Origin of the sequence: Candidatus Poriferisocius sp. (genome assembly GCF_965208475.1) — a bacterium.
Lineage (GTDB): Bacteria > Actinomycetota > Acidimicrobiia > Acidimicrobiales > Bin134 > Poriferisocius.
On record NZ_OZ242338.1, the window covers coordinates 2,953,209 to 2,975,440 of the forward strand.

The window sequence follows — 22,232 nt, forward strand, 5'->3', positions numbered from 1 at the left end:
ATGGCACAGTCCTGCCTTCCTTGCCGGCCATTCGCTCGGCCTCCAGGAGATGAATGCCCTCACCCCGGGGTCGGGCTGGTGCGTGCCGCGTAGGCTGGGGTCATGCGCAATGAGACACCTTGGAGGTGGGTGTCCATCGAGGGGATGCCTGAGGACGCCGAAGGCTGGGCGCTCGCGGGCCAGGCTGAGCTGGAGTCCGAGTGGGCGCGGCTGCGTGCCGGGCTGAAGACAGACGAGGCCAAGGAGCGCTTCGTGCAGGGATGGCTGCGGGAGCGGAACCGGGCGTTCGCCATCGAGACCGGGCAGATAGAGGGGCTGTACACGCTGCGGCGCGGCGTCACCGAGCAACTTGTGGCCGAGGGGCTCGGCGGGGTGGTGGGGGCCCACACCTACGAGTCGCTCGACGACACGACGATCCGAGGCTTGCTCGCCGATCAGGAAGCCGCCTTGGGCATGGTGTTCACCGACGTGGCCAGCGGCCGGGCACTGTCGGAGTCGATGATCAAGAGCTGGCATCAGCTGTTGACCCGCCATCAAGAGACCGTCACCGGCCTGGATCCGATGGGGCGGCATGTGGCCGTGCCGTTCGTGACCAAGGGCCGATGGAAGATCAGGCCCAACAACCCGCGCCGCCAAGACGGACATGTGCATGAGTACTGCCCGCCCGAGCAGGTGCCGCCGGAGATGGAGAGGCTGTTGGCGCTCTACGAAGACATCGCCGGGCGCAACTACCCGGTGAACGTGGAAGCGGCGTGGCTGCACCATCGCTTCGTGCGCACCCATCCCTTCCAGGACGGCAACGGACGGGTGTCGCGGCTGCTGATGGCCTGGGCGTACCTGAAGCGGTCGCTGCCGCCGCCGGTGATCGCCGCCGTGCAGAAGCCCGCGTACATCGACGCTCTCGAGGCAGCCGACGAGGGCGACCTCAAGGCGTTCTCGGACCACATCGGATACCTGGCCCTAGCTTCGCTCAACGACGCCAACCGATTGGCCCGACATTCGCTCGAAGGCAGACTCAACCGGCCCAACGGCAACGGCGGCCGCACCGTCGGCGACACCTACCTCCCGCCCCTCGACTCGCCCTGATGTCGGGGGCCCAACTCCCCGTGAGGCTGCTGGACGGTTCCTAGCCGGTAGCCGTTTCGGGCGACACGCCATCGGGCCGTTAGCTGGTGGCGGTGATGGTGACGGGTTGGTGGGTGATGGGCGGGGGGATTTGTTGGGCTGCTCTGACCCAGCCGTGTTCGGGGTGCTCGATGAGGATTTGGCGGTAGACGAGCGGGTCGCGGGGGGTGGGGTGGGCTTGGGTGCGGTGCCAGATCTGTGCGGAGGCGGCTTGGGCGGCGGCACAGGCGACTTCGACGGTGACGGTCTGGGGCTGGTCCCAGTCGTCGTTGTAGAACCACAGGCGCAGGCTGTTGGTCCAGTTGTCGTCGACGGTGGCGGCGTTGTGGGGGGCGTTGAAGTTGAAGGCGCTGTGGCCGAGGTCGTCGGTGATGGCCTTGATCTGTTTGCGGGTGAGGTCGGCGCGGTCGAAGATGTCGATGTACACGGTGCGCCCGGGCTCGGGCTGCTTGTTGAGCCGCACTGTGTAGGCCGCCTCTGTGGTGGCGGTGTCGTCGCCGGCGCAGTCGGGGTGCGTGGCGGCGGTGAGATCGTCGTTGTCGAACACCGCCCGGTAGCGCATCACGATCTCGGGGTTCGGGAGGGTGTCGCGGGCGATGATGACGCGCTCGGCGCGGCCGACGCGCACTCCTGCGGACACGCTGGCAATGCGCACCGCGAACATCTTGTCCCCGTCGGGGACCTGATCGTCCAGAACCCGCAGTGTCCCGCCCGTCCAGAGGCTGCCCGCGGCGATCACCAGCTCCCACTGGCTGTCGGCGGCGATCCACTTGGCGGGCCAGGGGTCGCCGAGGTCGCCGGGCTGGGTGGGATACTGGCCCCACCCGGCCACCTCGAAGCGCACCACCGTCGGCGCTGTCCGCTTCTCAGACAGCGTGAACGAAAACGCGAGGACGCCGCCCTCCACGATCCGGTCCTGGTTGGCGTGGGCCGACAGGTCCAGCACCGGCCCGGTGGCCGCGCTGTCGGTGATGTGGAGCGTCTGGGCGTGCTCGTCGCCTATCTGGCCCTGCGCGCCCACCACGCCCGACACCGAGGCCACCGCGAACGGCACCGCCCGCGCCCCTCCGGCGGAGCCGTCCACCGATCCCGCCGCCGCGGTCACCGTCACCGTCGCCGCCCTGGGCGCTGAGGGCCCCGCGAACGTCAACCGCGCCGCCGACGCGTCGTAGGAAACCCCCGCAGGCGACCCGGCCAGCGCGAACGCCCACACCCCGGCGTCCACGTTGGTGCGGTCCAGATCCACATTCAGCGTCTCACCCGCCGCCAGCGACCGGCTCAGCTTCAGCTCCACCGACCCCGAATCGGCGCTGTCGCCCTCAACCAACGCCGAGTCCACAACATCGAACACCACGCTTATCGGCGCCACCGTCGGGAAGTCGTCGTTGTCGCTCACCACCACCAACGCCTGCGACGCGTCGGAGTCCGCCTCATAACCCGGACCGTCCACCACAACCGCCCGAATCGTCCCGTCCCCCTCGTCCACGCTGTCATCGACCGTGTCCACGCTCAGCGTCGCCGTGCCCGACACCCCCACCGTAACCTTGTGCGGCCCCTGGGCCCCAAGCAGGTAACTGCCCTGCTCCACCACGTTGACAGTCACCACCACCGGCGCCGTCGGCAAAGGCGACGCCGTCAGCGTGAACACCGCCGCCTCGCCCTCTTCCACCCAAGGCCCCCCGGCCACACCCACCATCGGCACCGCACCGCCCGGCACCACCACCGGGGGATCGTCGTCATCGACAATCGTCACCGCCACAGACGCCGGAACACCGGCCACAAACCCCGCGGGCAAGGCCCCCAACTCGATAATCAGCGTCTCAGAGGCGCCCTCGTCGATGCTGTCGTCGGTCGCCGCCAGCGTCGCCGACCCCGACACCGCCCCAGCAGCCACCGACACCGACGCGGCCAGCGAGTAATCCGCCGCCACCGCCGTCGAGCCCAACGCCCGGCGCTGCACCGGCACCACCGCCCCACCCGGAGGCGCCGCCGCCGACAAAAACACCGACAGCGTCACCGACGCGCCCTCGGCCACCGACGACGAGCTCACCCCCAACGACACCACCGTCGAGTCGTCATCAGCCACTGTCACCACCACCGACCCGGCGTCGGCGATGGTGTAGTCCGTGTCGGTCGACGTAGCCGCATGGGAGATCACCACCGACCGCGGCACAACCTGATCTACGGCGTCGTCCACACCGAACACCGTCACCGTCTGCGCACTGTTCCAGTTCGACGTCGAGAACGTCAAAGTGGCCGACGCGCCCGCCGCGCCGCCCGGAGCGCTCACCGTCGCCGCTCCAGGCGTGTCCGACGTGGCCGTCACCATCACCGGATGCGTCGGCTGCGAATCCAACACCACGGTATAGGTATCGGTATTAGTGCCCCCTGCCGCCTCGGTCACCGCCGTCGAACCGCCCGACTGCGTGATCGTGACCCCGGCGGAGTCGTTGTCGGTCACCGTCACCGACACCGAACCCGCATCGGCGATCGCGTAATCCGTGTCGGTCGAAGACGCCGCATGGGAGATCACCACCATCCGCGACGCCCCTTGATCGATGCTGTCGTCCACACCGGTCACCGTCACCGTCTGCGCGGTGCTCCAGTTCGACGTCGAGAACGTCAAAGTGGCCGACGCGCCCGGCGTGCCGCCCGGCCCGTGTACCCTCGCCGCCGCAGGCGTGCCCGACGTGACCGTCACCATCACCGGATGCGTCGGCTGCGAATCCAACACCACCGAATAGGTATCAGTGCGGCCCCCTGCCGCCTCAGTCACCGCCGTCGAACCGCTCGACTGCGTGATCGTCACACCCACGGAGTCGTTGTCGGTCACCGTCACCGTCACCGAACCGGCGTCGGCGATGGTGTAGTCGGTGTCGGTCGAAGACGCGGCGTGGGTGATCGTCACCATCCGCGACGCCCCCTGGTCGATGCTGTCGTCCACACCGGTCACCGTCACCGTCTGCGCGGTGCTCCAGTTCGATGTCGAGAATGTCAAAGTGGCCGACGCGCCCGGCGTGCCGCCCGGCCCGTGTACCCTCGCCGCCGCCGGCGTGCCCGACGTCACCGTCACCATCACCGCATGAGTCGGCTGCGAGTCCAACACCACCGTGTAGGTATCGGTGCGGCCCCCCGCCGCCTCGGTCACCGCCGTCGAACCGCCCGACTGCGTGATCGTCACCCCCGCGGAGTCGTTGTCGGTGATGGTGATCGTCTGGTGTGCCGTGGTGCCCGCCACATAGCCCGTAGGCAGGGTTCCCAGCTCGATGACCAGCGTCTCTGAGACTCCCTCGTCGATGCTGTCGTTCACCGCCATAAGCGTCGCCGAACCCGACGACGTACCCGCCGCCACCGCCACCGACGCGGCCAGCGTGTAATCGCCCGTCCCAGCCGTAGAGCCCGTAGTCCGGCGCTGCACCGGCACTGACACGCCCCCCGTCGGCGCCGCCGACGACAAAGACACCGACACCGACACCGACGCGCCCTCGGCCACCGACGACGAGCTCACCCCCAACGTCACCACCGTCGCGTCGTCATCGACCACCGTCACGTCCACCGACCCCGCATCGGCGATCACATAGTTGGTGTCGGTCGACGTCGCCGCGTGGGAGATCGCCACCATCCGCGACGCCCCCTGATCCGCCGAGTCGTCCACCCCGTGTACCGTCACCGTCTGGGCGCTGTTCCAATTCGACGTCGAGAACGTCAACGTCACCGACGCGCCGGCCGTGCCGCCCCCTGTGCTCACCGTCGCCGCCGCCGGCGTCGCAGACGTGGCCGTCACCATCACCGCATGAGTCGGCTGGGTGTCCAACACCACCGTGTACGTATCAGTGTTCGGCCCGCCCGAAGCTTCGGTCACCGACGTCGAACCGCTCGTCTCTGTGATCGTCACCCCGGCGGAGTCGTTGTCGGTCACGGTCACGTCCACGTCTGCAATGTTCTGCGAGCTGCCGTAGTTGGTGTCGGTGGACGACGCCGCGTGGGTGATCGTCACCGTGCGGGTGGCGGCCTGGTCGATGCTGTCGTCGTCTCCGTACACCGTCACCGTCTGGGCACTGTTCCAATTCGACGTCGAGAACGTCAGCGTCTCCACCCGGGTGCCCGTCGAGCCCGGGTCGGGGCCGTCCACCAGCACCCCGGCCCCCGCGGTCACCGTCACCGTCACCTCATGGGTTGGCTGGGTGTCCAAAACCACTGTGTAGGTGTCGGAGTTCGGCCCGCCCGAAGCTTCGGTCACCGACGTCGAGCCGCTCGATTCTGAGATCGACACCCCGGCGGAGTCGTTGTCGGTGATGGTGATCGTCTGGTGCGCCGTGGTGCCCTCCGCATAGCCCGGCGGCAGGGCTCCCAGCTCAATAATCAGCGTCTCAGACGCGCCCTCGTCGATGCTGTCGTTCACCGCCATAAGCGTCGCCGAACCCGACGACATCGTCGCCGCCACCGACACCGACGCGGCCAGCGTGTAATCGCCCGTCCCAGCCGTAGAGCCCGTAGCGCGGCGCTGCACCGGTATCACCACACCCCCGACCGGCGCCGGCGATGCCAACGTCACCGACACCATAATCGACGCCCCCTCGGCCACCGACGTGGCGCTCACCCCCAGCGACACCGCCACATCGCTTGGCGCCGGATCGTCGTCATCGACCACCGTCACGTCCACCGACCCCGCATCGGCGATCACATAGTTGGTGTCAGTCGACGTCGCCGCATGGGAGATCACCACCATCCGCGACGCCCCCTGATCGTCGCTGTCGTCCACGCCGTGTACCGTCACCGTCTGCGCCATGTCCCAGTTCGACGTCGAGAACGTCAACGTCACCGACGCCCCCGCAGACCCGCCCCCTGTGCTCACCGTCGCCGCCGCCGGCGTGCCCGACGTGGCCGTCACCATCACCGAATGCGTGGGCTGCGAATCCAACACCACCGTGTAAGTATCAGTGTTCGGCCCGCCCGAAGCTTCGGTCACCGACGTCGAACCGCTCGTCTCTGTGATCGTCACCCCCGCCGAGTCGTTGTCGGTGATGGTGATCGTCTGGTGCGCCGTGGTGCCCTCCGCATAGCCCGTAGGCAGAGCGCCCAGCTCGATAATCAGCGTCTCCGAGGCGCCCTCGTCGATGTCGTCGTCGGTCGCGGCCAGCGTCGCCGAACCCGACGACATCGTCGCCGCCACCGACACCGACGCGGCCAGCGTGTAATCGCCCGTCCCAGCCGTAGAGCCCGTAGCGCGGCGCTGCACCGGTATCACCACACCCCCGACCGGCGCCGGCGATGCCAACGTCACCGACACCATAATCGACGCCCCCTCGGCCACCGACGTGGCGCTCACCCCCAGCGACACCGCCACATCGCTTGGCGCCGGATCGTCGTCATCGACCACCGTCACGTCCACCGACCCCGCATCGGCGATCACATAGTTGGTGTCAGTCGACGTCGCCGCGTGGGAGATCGCCACCATCCGCGACGCCCCCTGATCGTCGCTGTCGTCCACGCCGTGTACCGTCACCGTCTGGGCGCTGTTCCAATTCGACGTCGAGAACGTCAACGTCACCGACGCCCCCGCAGACCCGCCCCCTGTGCTCACCGTCGCCGCCGCTGGCGTGCCCGACGTGGCCGTCACCATCACCGAATGGGTCGGCTGGGTGTCCAACACCACCGTGTACGTATCAGTGTTCGGCCCGCCCGAAGCTTCGGTCACCGACGTCGAACCGCTCGATTCTGAGATCGACACCCCGGCGGAGTCGTTGTCGGTCACGGTCACGTCCACGTCTGCAATGTTCTGCGAGCTGCCGTAGTTGGTGTCGGTGGACGACGCCGCGTGGGTGATCGTCACCGTGCGGGTGGCGGCCTGGTCGATGTTGTCATCGTCTCCGTACACCGTCACCGTCTGCGCACTGTTCCAATTCGACGTCGAGAACGTCAGCGTCTCCACCCGGGTGCCCGTCGAGCCCGGGTCGGGGCCGTCCACCAGCACCCCGGCCCCCGCGGTCACCGTCACCGTCACCTCATGGGTTGGCTGGGTGTCCAAAACCACTGTGTAGGTGTCGGAGTTCGGCCCGCCCGAAGCTTCGGTCACCGACGTCGAGCCGCTCGATTCTGAGATCGTCACCCCGGCGGAGTCGTTGTCGGTGATGGTGATCGTCTGGTGCGACGTGGTGCCCTCCGCATAGCCCGACGGCAGAGCGCCCAACTCGATCACCAGCGTCTCCGACGCGCCCTCATCAATACTGTCGTTCACCGCCATAAGCGTCGCCGAACCCGACGACGTCCCCGCCGTCACCGACACCGACGCGGCCAGCGTGTAATCCGCGGCCTCAGCCGTAGAGCCCGCAGCGCGGCGCCGCACCGGCACCGACACGCCCCCCGTCGGCGCCGCCGACGACAACGACACCGACACCGACACCGACGCGCCCTCGGCCACCGACGACGAGCTCACCCCCAACGACACCACCGTCGCGTCGTCATCCACCACCGTCACAGTCACCGACCCCGCATCCGCGATCACATAGTCGGTGTCAGTCGAAGTCGCCGCATGGGAGATCACCACCATGCGCGACGCCCCCTGATCCGCGGAGTCGTCCACCCCGTGTACCGTCACCGTCTGCGCCATGTTCCAGTTCGACGTGGAGAACGTCAACGTCGCCGACGAGCCCGGCGTGCCGCCCCCTATGCTCACCGTCGCCGCCGCCGGCGTCGCAGACGTGGCCGTCACCATCACCGCATGAGTCGGCGCCGAATCCAACACCACCGTGTAAGTATCAGTGCGGCCCCCCGCCGCCTCGGTCACCGACGTCGAACCGCTCGTCTCAGAAATCGACACCCCCGCAGCCACAACAGCCGCGCCCGCTGTGAACGTCGGCGACAGCGCGTAGAACGGCAACTCGGTGGTGCGCGCCAGAATGCCGCCCCGGAACGGGTTCTCGCCGGCAGTGCCCGAGTCGAGTTTGCCGATGCCGACCGTGGACGAACCCGACCCTGCGCCCAGCTCGCGGCCGGTGAACCCGGTTCCGTCGTCGAAGGTGCCCGTCCAATACCCCACCGCGTTCACCGTCGCCGCCGCACCCGACTCGTCGGTCACCCCGCCCTCGTTCTCCCAAGCACCATCAAGCAAATTCGTGTAGTTGCCGCCCACCTGATGCACCGTCGAGGTGGTCGGCCGCAACCAGTAGGTCGGCTCCCCTGGCCCGTCGGAAAACGGATTCGCGTCGTTGTGGTCGCGGGCGTCAACGGCCGCGGTGCTAGCCAGCACCCGGAAGAACCCGGCATAGGGCACCACGTCGGCGTGGCCCATCGCCGCATGCGACCGCACGAAATCGTCGTAATCGCCGATATCGGCCGATGTCGCGTCGCGTGTTCCCGACGTGGCGAACAGCACCCGGAAATCCCCGCCCGCACTCACTGCCATCGGCAACAACGGCCAATCGCCCGGCACCACGATGTCGCCGGTCTCGTCATCGGTGATCACGAACGACACCGGCCCGCCCGCCGGCTCGCCTAGCGTCACACCAGTCCCAGTAGGCACACGCCCAGCGCTCCCATAGGCGATCGTCACATACGGCTGGGTCCGTACCGAGTTCGCGACCGCGGTGAACCGCAGCACCGCCGACGACGCGCCCGCTGCCAAGCGCACCGCTGGGTTCTGCGCGCTGTGCGAACCCGCGGTCACCAGCGTCACCCCCGTCTGGGTCGCCGGCTGCAAACCGAACGTGAAGTCGTCGGTCACCGTCGCCCCCGAAACCGACAACGGCACGATCACCACCTCTGAGCCCGACAACGCCCGGCTCAACGTGACGGTCACATCCTTGGTGCCCGAAGCCTCCGCAACATCACCTAACGGCGCCGACAGGGTCACGCCCACCGCGTCGTTGATGGTCAGAGACCCCGCATTGTCAATGTCTCGGGGCGTTCCGTCGGCGTAGGTGCCCCCATACCCCGCTGCCGACAAACCCAGATCCACCGTCTCGGCGTCATCAGCATCCGCGTCATGTTGCGCCGTCAACGTCAACGCCAGCGACGTGCCCGCGAAACTCGAAGAGAACTGCACCAGCCGAGCGCCCTGGGTCATCGAGCACACCACACCGCTGGGCGCCGGGTCGGGGCACACCAGCCGATAGTCGTTCCACCAGGTGGCCGTGCCACCCGTCGTCAACATCTTGGTCACGCTCTGGCCGGCCCCCAACGCCCGGCTAAACGTGAGGGTGTAGCCCGTAGATGCGCCCTCGTCGATGCTCGCTCCGGCATCGCGCGACAGAGTCAACGAGAACGAATCGTTGTCCGACACCACAACCGAATCCGACGAGTCCGAAGCGCTCAGCGTGTAGCCCGAGCCGGCCTCGACTGTCACCGACACACCACCATCAGGCTCATCAACCGTGTCCTGGGTGGTCGCCACCGTGAACGTCGCGGTGGTCTGGCCCGCCAGAATTGTCACCGACTTGCCCGAACCCTCATCACCGGTGGCCACGAAATCGCCGCCGCCGGTACTGGTCTCAGCCACGCTCAGGTTGATCGTCAGATTCGCCCCCGGCGCAGAGTCGGCCATCACCGTGAACGACGCCGGTGTGCCCTCGGTCACCGGCGACGTGCCCGCGGCGATGGAGATCTCCGGCCCCGGCGAGACGGTGAACACCGGCGACAGGGCATAGAGGGGCCGCGCGGAATTCTTGGCGACGGTCTGGGTTGCGGCGCTGAGCGGGCCGACACCGGCACCGCTGTCGTTGAGCTTGCCGATTCGGACTCCGGCGTTCGCTGCGCCGGCGGCGCCGAGTTCGGCGCCGCTGGCGGCAGTGCCGTCGGTATCGCTGCCGGTGAAATAGCCGCCGGTGCTGATGGTGGCCGCGGCGCTGGACTCGTCGCGAGGGGCGTTCTCGTTGGCCCACCCGCCGTCGTAGAAGTCTTCGTAGTCGTCGGCTGCCTTGGCGGTGTTGGCCGTGGGGGCGAGCCAATACACCGGGTCGCCCTTGTCGGCGGGGGTGAATGTGGTGGCCGTGTGGTCGCGGGCGTCGACCGTCGGGGTGCTGCCCACCACCTTGAACAGGCCTGCGTAAGGTACTACCGCGGTGTGGCCGGCCGACACCAGCGCCTGGGCGAACAAGTCGTACTCGCCGATAGTGGCCGAGGCCGCGTTACGGGTCTGCGACGTGACGAACAACAGCCGGAACGAGTCGCCACCGCTCAGCCCGCTCGGCGCCAGCGGCCAATCAGCGGGCACAACCACGTCGCCGGCCTCGTCGTCGACGACCACGAACCGCACCGCACCGCCGTGTGCCTCGCCGAACGCCACCCCACCCGACGCGACCCCGTCCGTCACGGTGATCGTCACATACGGCTGCGAGCGCACATCGTTATCGACCGGGCTGAACCGGACCGTCGCAGTTCGCGCGCCCGCCGCGAACCTCACCGCCGGGTTCTGGACGCTGTGCATACCCGAAGTCAGCAGCGTCACCCCCGTCTGGGTGAGCGGCTGCAACGCGAGCGTGAAGTCTTCGCCGGCAACCGCGCCGGTCACCGACAGCGACACCGTGATCGTCTCGTTGCTCGCCAGCGCACGCCCCAAGGCAATCTCGACGTCCTGATGGCCCGACGCCTCGCCGACTGTGACCGCTGCCGCCTTGCTGATCGTCGCGTCGATCTCCGGCGTCAACGCCACCGACGCCGTATTCGGCGACCCGATCGCATACGCGCCCGGCTGGACCGTCGCCGACACCGACCCCTGCGCGAGGTTCGTCGCAACCAGAGTGCCCACACTGTGGCGGGCTGTGCCGCTGCCCCCTGAGATCGTCACCGTCTTGTCGCCCGTTCTTCGTGACTGGACATGGCCCCCGGTCTCGGCCACCCCCAACACCACTGCCAGATCAGCGGCCGGCATCGGGCTCGCCGACACCACGAACACCGCCGCGTCGCCGACCACAACCGACGCCGACTCTGCCGCCACCGACAACACCGGCGTGTCCTCAGAGGACACTATCCCCACCGACGCCGACGAGGTTGCTAGAACCGGCGCCGCCCCGGCGTCCACATTGGTGTCAGTGTCGGCCTCGAACGCGGCGCGATTGCCCAACGCGACGGTCGCCGTCTCCGCAACCTCGTCGACCCCGTCAGCCACAGCCGTCAACACCAACGTCGCCGTACGCGCCCCCACACCTTGGAAGATCACCGTCGGCGTCAGCGTGCCCCCGTCCTCCAAGCTCACCCCGGTGTTCACACCGTCCCCGGACGCCAGCGACAGCGTGTAGTCAGACGTCGACACCCCCGACCCCGACACCACCAACGGAGCGTCCACCCGCTCGCCCATCTTCAGCGCACGACTGAGTTTCACCTCGAACACCGCCTCACGGTATTTTTCAGCAGCCGTGGCCGCCTCCAGCACCGAAGCCTCATCGGCTGCGTCGTCGTCACGCTCCAGCATCACCTTCACCGACAGATCGCGGATGATGACATCGTGGCGAGCCGGCCGCACCGTGAACCCGGCAGGCACCGACGGCGTTATCGCTAGGACTTTGTTGTCGCTCGGCGGGGCCGAAGACAGCGTCACGATCGCCACATCCGCCTCCGACTGGCCCGCCGGAATCGTCACCGTCAGCGGCCCCGTGAAATGCGTGTTCCTCACAGCGGTGCCGCCGCCCGTATAATCCAACGTCACCGTCACAGGACCAGTACCCGACACCAACGCCACCTTGAACGAAAGCGTCTCACCCTTGTTCAGAATCGTCGTGTGCCCGAGAAGCGCATCAGAGGAATCGCGCAACTCCACCGCACGAGTCGCCTGCTGTGCGACCTGGAACACCGGCGACAGCGCATAGAACGGGCGCGAATTGGTGGGGGAAGTGCTCCTACCATTATCAAGCCCTAGGTTGCCGTGCAGTCGGCTGATTCTGATACTGGCGCTGCCCCCCAGTGGCGAATTTGGGTAGGCAGTCCCCTCGTCCCTGCTTCCCGTCAAGTAGCCGTCATTGTTGCGGGTTTCAAGCGTTCCATTCTCCGAGCGGATATTGGCGGTTCCGACGTTGCTCCAAGAACCGCCATAGAAGCCGGCGTAGTCGTCGGCGAGCTTCGCGCCCGCGCCTGCGGCGTCGAGCCAGTAGATCGGCTCGCCGGCGCCGTCGGAGTTCACGTTGGAGTCGGTGTTGTCGCGGGCATCGACCGTGGCCGTGCTGCCGATGATCTTCACCAACCCGCCATAGGGTTTGAAGGCGGCCGGGCTGCGGCGGGCCACCAGCTCCTGCACCCAGTCGTTGTACACCTCGATGTCGGTCGGGGCGGCCGTTCGGGTGGCCGAGGTGACGAACATCAGGCGGAACGACGCGCCCGCGGCCAAACCTGTCGGTTTGAGGGCCCAGTCGGACGGCACTTCGAGCGTGCCGGTCTCGTCGTCGGTGATCACGAACGTGATGGGGCTGCCCGACAGTGCGCCGAGCACCGCGCCTCCGCCGGCTGCGGGGGCGCGGCTGGAGGTGCCGTAAGCCACCGATATCGCGGGCTGGGTGCGGTCGGTGTTGGTGACCGCAGTAAAGCGCAGCACCGCAGAGGACGCGCCCGCGGCGAAGCTCACGGCCGGATTCTGCGCGCTGTGCGAACCAGCGGTCATCAGCGTCACGCCCGTCTGGCTCGGCGGGTGCAGCCCGAGCGTGAAATCGCCGGTGACCGTCGCGCCGGCCACCGTGAGCGGCACCGTCACCGTCTCAGTGCCGGTTGGCGCCCGGCCCAACGTGACCGTCACATCCTTGGTGCCGCCGTTCTCGACCACATCACCGGCCGGCGCCGACAACGCCACCGTCACAGACGCCGGTTCGTCGTTGTCTTGGATTGTGATGGTGGCGGTGTGGGTGCTGTGGAGGGTGTATTGCGCGGCGGAGGCGGGCTGGACGGTGACGGCGAGCTGGGTGTCAGGCTCCTGGACATCGTCGTTCTGGGTGTCGACGAAGAACTCGGCAGACATCTCGCCCTGCTCGATAGTGACGGTGTGGGTGGTTTCGTCGGCTGCTGCGACGTGGTCGCCGCCGCCGGTCTCTGCCACCTGGACCGAGACCAGCATGTCGTAGGCGGGAGCGGCGCTGGCGGTGACCGTGAACTCGGCGGAGTCGCCTTCCAACTCGGAGGGGTTGGCGGCGGCGATGGACACGGTCGGCGGGTCGTTCGGCCTGATGCTGAGGACTTGGACGGACACGACGCCTGAGACGCCGGAGGCGAGCTTGGCGTCGACGAAGTTGGTGAACCGGGCGACTTGGAGGTTCTCGGTCAGTTCGGGGATTTCGTCGTCGATGATGGTGACGGTGACTGTTTTGTCGGTCTCGGAGGGCCCGAAGGTGACAGTCTGCTCGGCGCCGACGAAGTCCTCGCCGGCGATGGCGGTGCCGGATATGGTGTACCAGGTGACCGAGGCCGGCACGAGGGTGGCTCCGGTTTTGCGCAGCGTGACCGTGTGGGTGCCGACGTTTTCGTCCACTATGACGGCGGATTGGCCGAGGGCGCCTATGGAGGGTACGTCGGCGCCGTCGGTGATGGTGCCGACGGCGGATGCGCGGGAGGCACTGAGGGCAGGCGCGTCGGTGCCGGTGGGAGTTCGCAGCGTGACCGTCAGATAGTGGTCGCCCTCGTAGACGTCGTCTTGGGTGGTGGCCACAGTGATGGTGCCGGTGCGGTCACCGGTTGCGATGGTGATGGTGCCGGAGGTGTTGTTGTAGTCCGCTGAGGTTCCGTCGGCTGAGCCGGTGGCGACGCTGTATGCCGGGTCAGGTGACACGCCCCGCCCGTCGGAGAGGGTGTAGGGCACAGTCACCGCGGAGGCGGCGTCGGCGGGCAGCCTCACGGTGAAGTTGATGTTCTGGCCTTCTTGGGCCGACGCGGGCTCCACGGTTACGCCTGCCTCGACGGTGAACGCGGTGGACAGCGCGTACAGCGGCTTCAGCGGCTGCGTCTCGGTGGACCCGTCAGGCAAGGCGCCGCGCTCGCCGGTGCAGGCCGGGTCGGTCAGCGTCGTGCCGGCGGTGGTGGCTGAGCCCAGCGGTGCGGATGAGCTGTCGTTGAGCTTCCCGACGGCGACCCATTCCTCGCCGGCGACGAGCCGGTTTGGGCGGCCTGCGGCCGAGCATGGCGGGGGGGCAGTCCCGTTTTGGGCGCTGCCGGTCCAGTAGCCGGTTGTGCTGGCGGTGGCGGCTCTGCCGTCGGCGTATTTGGGGTTGGTCTCGTCGTCCCAGGTGCCGTCAGTGAAATCGGAACCCGACCCGACGGTGGTGTCGGCCACTTTCGCCCCGTTAACCCAGTACACCGCGGCGTTCACGTCGTTGTAGTCCGACGACGACGAGGTGACCGCCGCGCCGAACCGGGCATGGCCCGCCGCGCCGTCGAGGGGCACGGTCTCGCCGGCGCCTTTGGCGCTGATGACCGCTTTGAACTCCGCGGCGTACGGCGCCAGCGCCGCCACGCCGCCGTGGCGCAGCGTGTTGCCGGTGATCTCGTCGCGCGCGAACTGGTCGTAGAACGCCGCGTCCGGGCGGTCGGCCGCGGTGGTGGCGGAGGTCACGTAGATGAGGCGGAACTTGTCGCCCGGCCCCACCCCGTCCGGCAAAAGCGGCCAATCGGCGCCCACGACCGGGTCGTCGTCGTCTGTGATGCGGAACATCCGGTACGCCGCCCCGACCGCGCGCGGCTGCCACTCCATGAGCCCGCCGCCCAGATTCGAGGTGTCCCCGCCCGCCAACTGGGCCAAAAGCGCCTCATGGGGGTCCGATTCGAGGTTCAGCGGGTAGATGCTGAACAACAAGTCGTCGTCGGCGGTCTCACCGTCGTCGAACCCGCCGCGGGCCGCGAGGCGCACCGTCGCGGTCTGAGCGCCGGCGCCGGCGAAGGTGACCACCCGATAGCCGGTGCCCGGCGGGGTGCGCGCATCCACATGCTCGAACGACACGCCGACACCCGACGCCGCCATCGTCACATCGTTGAACCGCGGCGGCCACGCCACGTTCGCCGACGTGCGCGGCTCGCGGCCCGAAAGCTGGGCCACCCGCGACCCGTTCTCCAGCGCCTCCACCACCAAAGGCACCCGCACGAACTCGCCCGCGACGAGCTCGCGGCCCAAAGAGACCATCAACACATCAGCGCGCGACGCGTCGCCCTCCACCATCACCTCAGACGGCGCCGGGATCCACCCCGTGCCCAACGGCGCCTCCTCCAGCGTCCCGCCGCCTGACAGCGTGATGGTGGTCGCGTCGTCGTCGACGACCCTCACCACCACATCGCGGTCCGACGCGGTGCTATACGACGTGCCCCCGTTGTTGGACACCGCGTGGGCCACCGTCACTTGGCGGTTTGCGGTGTCGGTTGTGTCGTTGACGCCTTGCACCGTGATCTGCTGGGGGGTCGACCAGTCCGCGGCGGTGAAGCTCAACGACGCCCCGGCGGTAACCGTCAGCGCGGAGGTGTTGCCGCTCGACACCGCCACGGTCACCGTCTCCCCGGCCTCCGGCGCCGCCGCCAGACTCACCTCATAGCTGAGCTCGCCGCCGTTCTCGGCCACCTCGGCCCCGTCTGTTGCGGCGATGCGCAGCCCCGGGCTGGTGTCCCACAACCGCACCCGATACTCCGCTGCGAGCGTGTCGTGGTGCGGGCACCGAATCCCCGAGCACGCCCCCCCGGCCAGATCGCCGGCCCGCAGGAACCTGGGCCCCGCCTCGTTCGACCGGTGAGCCACCAAGAACAGCACCGACTCGCTCACCTCGTCGGCATCGGCCAGAGCGCCCACAACCAAAGCCGCCTCCCGCGCGGAGGGCCCTGTGAACGTCACCTCGCCGAACCCGCTGGCCGCCGCCGCATACGACACCCCCTGCGGCGAACCCGACAGCGCCAAAGAGAAATCGGCGCCCAGCACGCCGCCGATCGGCTGCACCGGCACCGTCAACGACTCCCCGGCCACCAACGCCCGCCCCAGCCTGAGCCTGAACCCCGCCGTGTCCGACGAATCCCCCTCCGTCGCCGACGCATCAGGCGTCGCCAGCGCCAGCACCTCCACCGACGTCGGGTCGTCGTCGGTGACCGTGAACGCCACATCGGGCACCGAAATGCCCGTGTACGGCGTCGTCGGCGAACCCGCGGCCTTGTCGATGAACGCAGCGTTGTACTCCAACACCGTCCAGGTCACCGTCCCCGACAACGACCCGCCCGCCGTGTCCACTGTGTTGTCGCGCGCCGAGATCTCCAACTCCACCGACGCCGGATACGTGTCGCCGGTGGTGAACACCGCCCCCTCGCTCGCCACCCACGCCACCGGGAACATGCCCGTGCCGCCCCCCGCCACCGCCACCGGCGCCCGCTGGGCCACCTCGCCCACAACCACGATGTCAGAAGACGGCGCCGACGCCACCGTGATCGTCACACTGTCGCGGGTGTCGAGGCCGTCGCCGCTCACCGACCGCTCCAACATCGAAGTCGAACCCCCCGACACCAACACCGACACACCCGTCCCCGACAAAGTCGCGTCCGCCGCCCGCTCGCGGATCGTCACCGTCCAATCCCCCAACACCGCACCCGAACTGCAATTGAACGCCGAGCACAACCGCAACCCGAACGTCTCATCAGGATCCACCACCCCGTCATCCACCGCCTCCACCCTGAACCTCACCGTCCCCGAGCCCCCGTTGCGCCCGAACACCGGCCCCACCCGACCCGACTGCCCCGGCGACACGAAATAATCCGTACGCGCCTGGAACTTCACATCGTCCGCGGTCGCCGTATAGCCGTCCAGCGGCTTGAACTGCACGAAATAGCGCGAATAACCCCGCGGAACGCCTGCAATCAGAAAATGGCGGGTCTCGCCCTCCTCGATCTCATCACGCAACAGCGTCGGCGCCGACACCACCTGCGCCTCAGCCGCACCCGACACCCCAACCAACAACGACCCGACCAGACCCACCACCACAACCAACCGCACCAACAACAAACCCCGGGGCGCCAGACCCCGACAACGCAAGAGCAAACCCCTCGTCATCCCGAACACTCCGTGCTATCGGGGGGGGGGGGGGGGGGGTTAGCTGCGTCTTTCCTGCCCCTTGGGCTCCAAAACGTCCATCAGGAGCCAACCCTGCCTGCTCAACTCGCGCTTGCACCAAGCGCTTGTTCTCAAACCAACGCACTGCTGCCAATGTAGAGCAAACCGCCCAACCCGCTCAACTACTCTCCTACCCCTGCAACCAGCACCACGAGCCACCAAACCGCCGACCGCTGCACCGCCGCCTGCGACTATTCTGCACCTGCCGAGATGTCGAGGCGCCATTCCGCGACAAGCTCAGCCGGTGTTCGCCCAACGCCGGCACGGTGCTCCTCCCAGCAGCGCCTGAGCAGCCTCTGGCGGTGATCCACGACCTCCAGCAATTCGGGCACTTCAAACACTCTGCGCCCGGTGTCTTCGTCGCGTGTTTCTACGACGATCCCGGCGCCGACGAGTTTGCGCAGTCCTCGCCTCACAGAGTTGGCGTTGCGGTCCGCCGCATCACAGAGGTATCCGATGGTGGCTGCGGGCATTGTCGACATCGCATCAAGCGCAGCCGCCGCCGCGGAGTGGGGCCGCAAGTTGAGACCGCGCCATTTGGCGTGCATGTCCATGATGGCTTGCCCGACCGCTTCGGTGTAGTCGCAGGCCACGTTAGCCGCGTCTGCGATGAAGGAGACCGCAGCCTCCCCGGATGCGTCGCGTATCCTGCTGTCGCGGCCGCCGGTGTAAGTCTGGTAAGGGCGCAGCGATTGGAAATAGCCCTGCTTGTGCTCAGCGATCGCCGCTGACAGCGGCACCGTCACAGATTCAGGCCAGCAACGCTGGAGCACGCAGTGGATCAGCGCCCGGCCGACGCGCCCGTTGCCGTCGGGGAACGGATGTATGGTCTCGAACTGGAGATGGGCGATAGCGGCTTTGACAAGCGGTTGCCGCAGATCGCTCGCTGACACGTACCTCATCAGATCCTCGCAAAGCGGGCCCACATGAGCGGCTGGCGGCGCGACATACCAGGCCTCTGTCGGCGTTGCTCCCCCTGGCCCCACCCAAATGTCGTCGCTGCGCACCCGGCCCGGCTCGAACCCCACGGCGGCGCCATCGAAGAGCCGCCGGTGCATCTCGCACAGATCGGCGAGCTCCACTGGCCCATCGGTGCGGCGGCCGACCTCGACAGCGTGAGCGGTCAGGCGGACCGCTCCGAGCGCTTGCTTGTCGCGTTCTTGACGCTGGAGGTCGCGCTCTGCTCTCAGGGATTCGAGCAGACTCAGCGACCGCAGTGTCGTCGAGATTCCCTCCACGTCGCTTGACGCGACCCCCTCGGAACGATTCAGGCACCAAGCCATAGAGCGATGCTGTGGCAACTTGGCGGCCAATCCCGCGATCCGGTCACTGGCGGCTTTCACGCGCTGGGCTGTCTGCCCGCCTATTTCGGGGTTCCAGTCGGCGATGCCATGGGGCAGATAGGCACTGTAGGTCTCTGGGCCCAGAACGCCGTCGTGGATCCGGTCAAGATACTTCCCCACCCCGCTCATGCTACCTACCGGACTGCAAGAACGGGCACTTCTGTCGCACAAGTGCCCCTCAGGCTGCAAGAACGGGCACTTCTGCGGCACAAGTGCCCCTCAGGCTGCAAGAACGGGCACTTCTGCGGCACAAGTGCCCCTCGGACTGCAAGAACGGGCACTTCTGCGGCACAGATGTCGGCCCCTGGCTTAGCCAGCGGGGGCACCGCACGGTAACATCGACTTGTCGGTCACGGTACGATAACCGATCGGGAAATGCTATCGAACGGTGCTACGTTTCGGGTGTGGGTGAGAACCGGGCGAGCATCGACGGGGTGAGGATGCGCTACCCGGAGGCCTTCCCCAGCGTTCGACGCCGACGCTGCTCTGGCATCGCTCTCCGACGCTCCCCAGCCGCCCCCCTCCCCGGCCGGACCGCCCGCGGCCTCGGATGCTGAGGATTTCCGTTGAGCCCGAGAGGAGAATCGAACTCCTGACCTATTCATTACGAGTGAATCGCTCTGCCGACTGAGCTACTCGGGCGCGGCGGTCAGGTTACCAGCCCTATGGCCGGGGGAGAGACAGGAAAAGGGCTTGGAGGAGGAGGGTTTCGTTGGGGTTTCTAACCAGGCAGGCGTGGGCGTCGCGGATGCGGTTTATGGCGGTGACCGCGTCCTGGATGTGGCGGTCGTCGGCCATCTGCCGGCGATAGCAGTCGGCCAGGGTGGCCAGGCCGAAGCGCAGTTCGTCAGCACGCAGCAGGCGCTGTTCTCGGCGGTGGCGGGCGTCCATCTCCCGTCTGAGGCGGCGCTGGGCGCCCAATTCGGCTTCGATGCGGGCCAAATCGTCGGACTCGGCTTGCTGGCGAGCAGACAGCGGGGCTTGCGCCTCGTCGATTAGTCCCCGAAGCTCGTCGACCAGCGTCGACACCGTGGCCCCAGTGCCGTCGAGGCGGGCCGGCGCGGCGGCCCACGCCTGTCGCCGGGCGCCGAGGCCGTCGTCGGCGACCAGCAGCCGAGCCCGGCTCACGTCGCCCGCGGCCGCGACCACGATGTCGTCCAGGCCCTCGGGGTTCACCCCCTCGCGCTCGAGGATGCGGCGCACGTCGTCGTCGGGCACCGGGTCGAACTCCACAATGACACAGCGGGAGGCCACGGTGGTGTGATCGGGGGGGATCTCCTCGCTCAACAGCACGATCACCGCGGTGGGAGGCGGCTCCTCGATGGTCTTGAGCAGGCTGGCCACCGCTTCGGCCTCCGCGGTGTGGAACCGGTCGCACACGATCACCTTGATGCGGCCCTCTACCGGGCTGCGGGACGCCTCGAAGATGATCTCATCGGCTTCCGACACCCTAAGGGTGCGGCCCTCGGGCTCGTGAATGGAAACATCGGGGTGACGACCGGCCAGGGCCAGGCGGCGGCTTCGGGAATCGACCCCGAGCAGGGCAGCGGCAAAGGCCAAAGCGGCGGTGCGCTTGCCCGTGCCCCGCGGTCCGCAAAACAAGTAGGCGTGGACCGGCTGGGCCGCGGCCGCAGCCAGGATCTCGGCTGCCCGCGGCTGGCCTTCCAGCGCGGCCCAGACATCATCAACGGCATCGCCAATGCCAGCCGCAGCGTCAGCCACCGAGGCGCTCCTGCACGGCGGCAAACACCGCCTCGGCCACCTCACCTACCGGGCGGTCTCCGTCGATCACCACCCACTGGTCGGGATTCTGCTCAGCCAGTGTGCGATACCCTTCGACAACCCGACGGTGGAACTCGGCCGCCTCGGATTCGATCCGGTCGCCGGGCGACGCCTGACGCTTCCGGACCACCTCGTCGTCGACCTCCAACACCACCACCAAGTCGGCTCGCAGACCCCCGGTGGCGAAGAGCGACAGGGCCAGCACCTCGTCTGCGCCCAATCCCCGCCCCAAGCCCTGATAGGCCAGCGACGACCCGATGAAGCGGTCGGTCACCACATCGACCCCCGCTTGCAGGGCAGGACGGATCACCTCGGCAACGTGCTGAGCCCGGTCGGCCGCCATCAGCAGGGCCTCAGCCCGGGGTGACACCAAAAGATCGGCCTTGTCCAGCACCAGGAAGCGGATCTGAGCTCCCAACTCGGTGGCGCCCGGCTCAAAGGTCAACCGGGCCCCCAACCGCTCGGCCAGCAGCCGGGCCTGGGTGCTCTTGCCGACGGCCTCGCCGCCTTCGAACGCGATCAAGCGGCCGCTCATGGGCTGGTGGTCTGCTCATTGGCCCAGCTCCTCGAGGCCAGGGTCAAGAACCCAGCGGCCACCATGATGAGAGCGGCCAGCCACAGCGTGAGGCGCACACCGGGGATGATCACGTCAAAGCCAAGAATGTTCACATCTTTGTCGAAGAACTTGTCCGACAGCCCGTTGAGGAACAGAGCCAAGGCCGGTCCGAGCAACAGCGCGAGCATTACCGACGATCTCACCAGGGTGAAGAGACCGGCGAAGACTCGGACCCGCAATTCCTCGGTGGCGCTCTCTTGGAGCAGGGTTATCCCCAACACGTAGACCGTCCCGGCGCAAACACCAAGCCCGCCGACCAGCAGAGCCGACCCGATCAGCGACCACATCGAAGTGGCCACGAACAAGCAAGCTCCGGCCCCGAATACCGCGGCCTGAAAAACCCGCTCCTTGTGCAAGCGGTTCTGCCTGACGGTAAGCCCAGCCACTCCAATGGCCACCCCGATTCCCAAGGCAACCATGAAGGCACGGAACCCGTCACCCCCATCGACGTTGAGCACGTCTTCGGCGAACACCGGCCCCAGCGGGATGATCATCCCGCCGCCGATCAGTCCGACAGCCAACGCGACGTTCACCGTCCGCACGGTGGGATTCAAGAAGATGTAGCTCCACCCGTCCCGCAGATCTTTGAACACCTGCTCGGGCGCCCACACCCGGGTTGAGCCCTCAGATCGGGTCTCCGACTGCTGAGCAGCCTGAGGGCCCCGGGGCAGGGCCAGCCGGGAGATGATGGCTGCTGAGGCCGCGAAGGTGGCCGCATCGATATAGAACGCCATCGACTCCGCGTCGATGCGCAAGAAATCGACGGCGCTGACCCGCTCGATCACAGTGGCCAAGCTGGCCAGGCCGATGGAGACGGCCGCGGCCACCGGAAACGTGCCGTAGGCGGCGACGAGCGACAGAGAGTTAACGCCGGTCAGCTTCTCCCGGGGTACCAGATTGGGGACCGAGGCTTCTTTGGCCGGCGCCCACAGCAGGGCAAAGCCCTCGAGGAACAGCGAGGCCAGCACCAACTGCCACACAGAATCCACGAACGGCAGCCACAGCAGGGTGGCGGCCCGGCCCAGATCGCACACCACCATGGTTCGCTTGCGATCCCAGCGGTCTACCAGCACCCCGGCGGCCGAGCCGAAGACAAGCCCGGGCAAAAAGCGGGCGATCATCACATAGGCCACCGATGCCTCCGGGGTGCCGCCGCCCACCCGGTCGGCTGTGATGAGAATGGCAAACAGAGCCAGCCAGTCACCGCCGGAGGAAAAGATCTGGGCGATCCACAGCCTCAAGTACTGGGCACTGCCGAACACCCGGTCAATCCGGGTCGAAACCACCGGGGAGGGCTCGTCAACTGCCACGCCGAGCCGCTTCC

General features: G+C 67.8%; 6 protein-coding genes and 1 tRNA gene. 1 reads left to right on the forward strand and 6 read right to left on the reverse strand.

Features of this window, described 5'->3' with window-relative positions; genetic code table 11:
• Positions 1 to 102 precede the first annotated feature (102 nt).
• Positions 103 to 1,086: a Fic family protein gene (locus ACOGXA_RS13805; RefSeq protein ID WP_419924441.1), complete on the forward strand. Its 984-nt coding sequence runs from the start codon at positions 103 to 105 to the stop codon at positions 1,084 to 1,086.
• A gap of 79 nt (positions 1,087 to 1,165) precedes the next feature.
• On the opposite strand, the gene ACOGXA_RS13810 is transcribed toward ACOGXA_RS13805, so the two are convergent.
• The 6 genes from ACOGXA_RS13810 to ACOGXA_RS13835 form a co-directional block, all read right to left on the reverse strand.
• Complete coding sequence (locus ACOGXA_RS13810) at positions 1,166 to 17,050, reverse strand: Calx-beta domain-containing protein (RefSeq protein ID WP_419924442.1); 15,885 nt, start codon at positions 17,048 to 17,050, stop codon at positions 1,166 to 1,168.
• A 308-nt stretch (positions 17,051 to 17,358) separates the two neighbouring features.
• Positions 17,359 to 18,630, reverse strand: coding sequence for a Fic family protein (locus tag ACOGXA_RS13815; RefSeq protein ID WP_419924443.1), 1,272 nt, complete (start codon positions 18,628 to 18,630; stop codon positions 17,359 to 17,361).
• Between the two features lie 449 nt (positions 18,631 to 19,079).
• A tRNA-Thr gene (locus ACOGXA_RS13820) sits at positions 19,080 to 19,152 on the reverse strand.
• A gap of 21 nt (positions 19,153 to 19,173) precedes the next feature.
• Positions 19,174 to 20,232 (reverse strand): hypothetical protein, encoded by a 1,059-nt coding sequence (locus tag ACOGXA_RS13825; protein WP_419924444.1) that lies wholly within the window; start codon positions 20,230 to 20,232, stop codon positions 19,174 to 19,176.
• Complete coding sequence (gene tmk, locus ACOGXA_RS13830) at positions 20,225 to 20,827, reverse strand: dTMP kinase (protein WP_419924445.1); 603 nt, start codon at positions 20,825 to 20,827, stop codon at positions 20,225 to 20,227. Before tmk ends, ACOGXA_RS13825 begins: the two co-directional genes overlap by 8 nt.
• Entirely contained in the window at positions 20,824 to 22,218 is a 1,395-nt protein-coding gene (locus ACOGXA_RS13835) for an MFS transporter (RefSeq protein ID WP_419924446.1), read from the reverse strand. The genes tmk and ACOGXA_RS13835 overlap by 4 nt, the downstream gene beginning before the upstream one ends.
• Between the last annotated feature and the right edge of the window lie 14 nt (positions 22,219 to 22,232).

Bases quoted from the DNA above. Each gene is read 5' to 3' on its own strand.
- ACOGXA_RS13805 (WP_419924441.1), top strand. From the start codon at position 103: ATGCGCAATGAGACACCTTGGAGGTGGGTGTCCATCGAGGGGATGCCT.
- tmk (WP_419924445.1), bottom strand. From the start codon at position 20,827: ATGAGCGGCCGCTTGATCGCGTTCGAAGGCGGCGAGGCCGTCGGCAAG.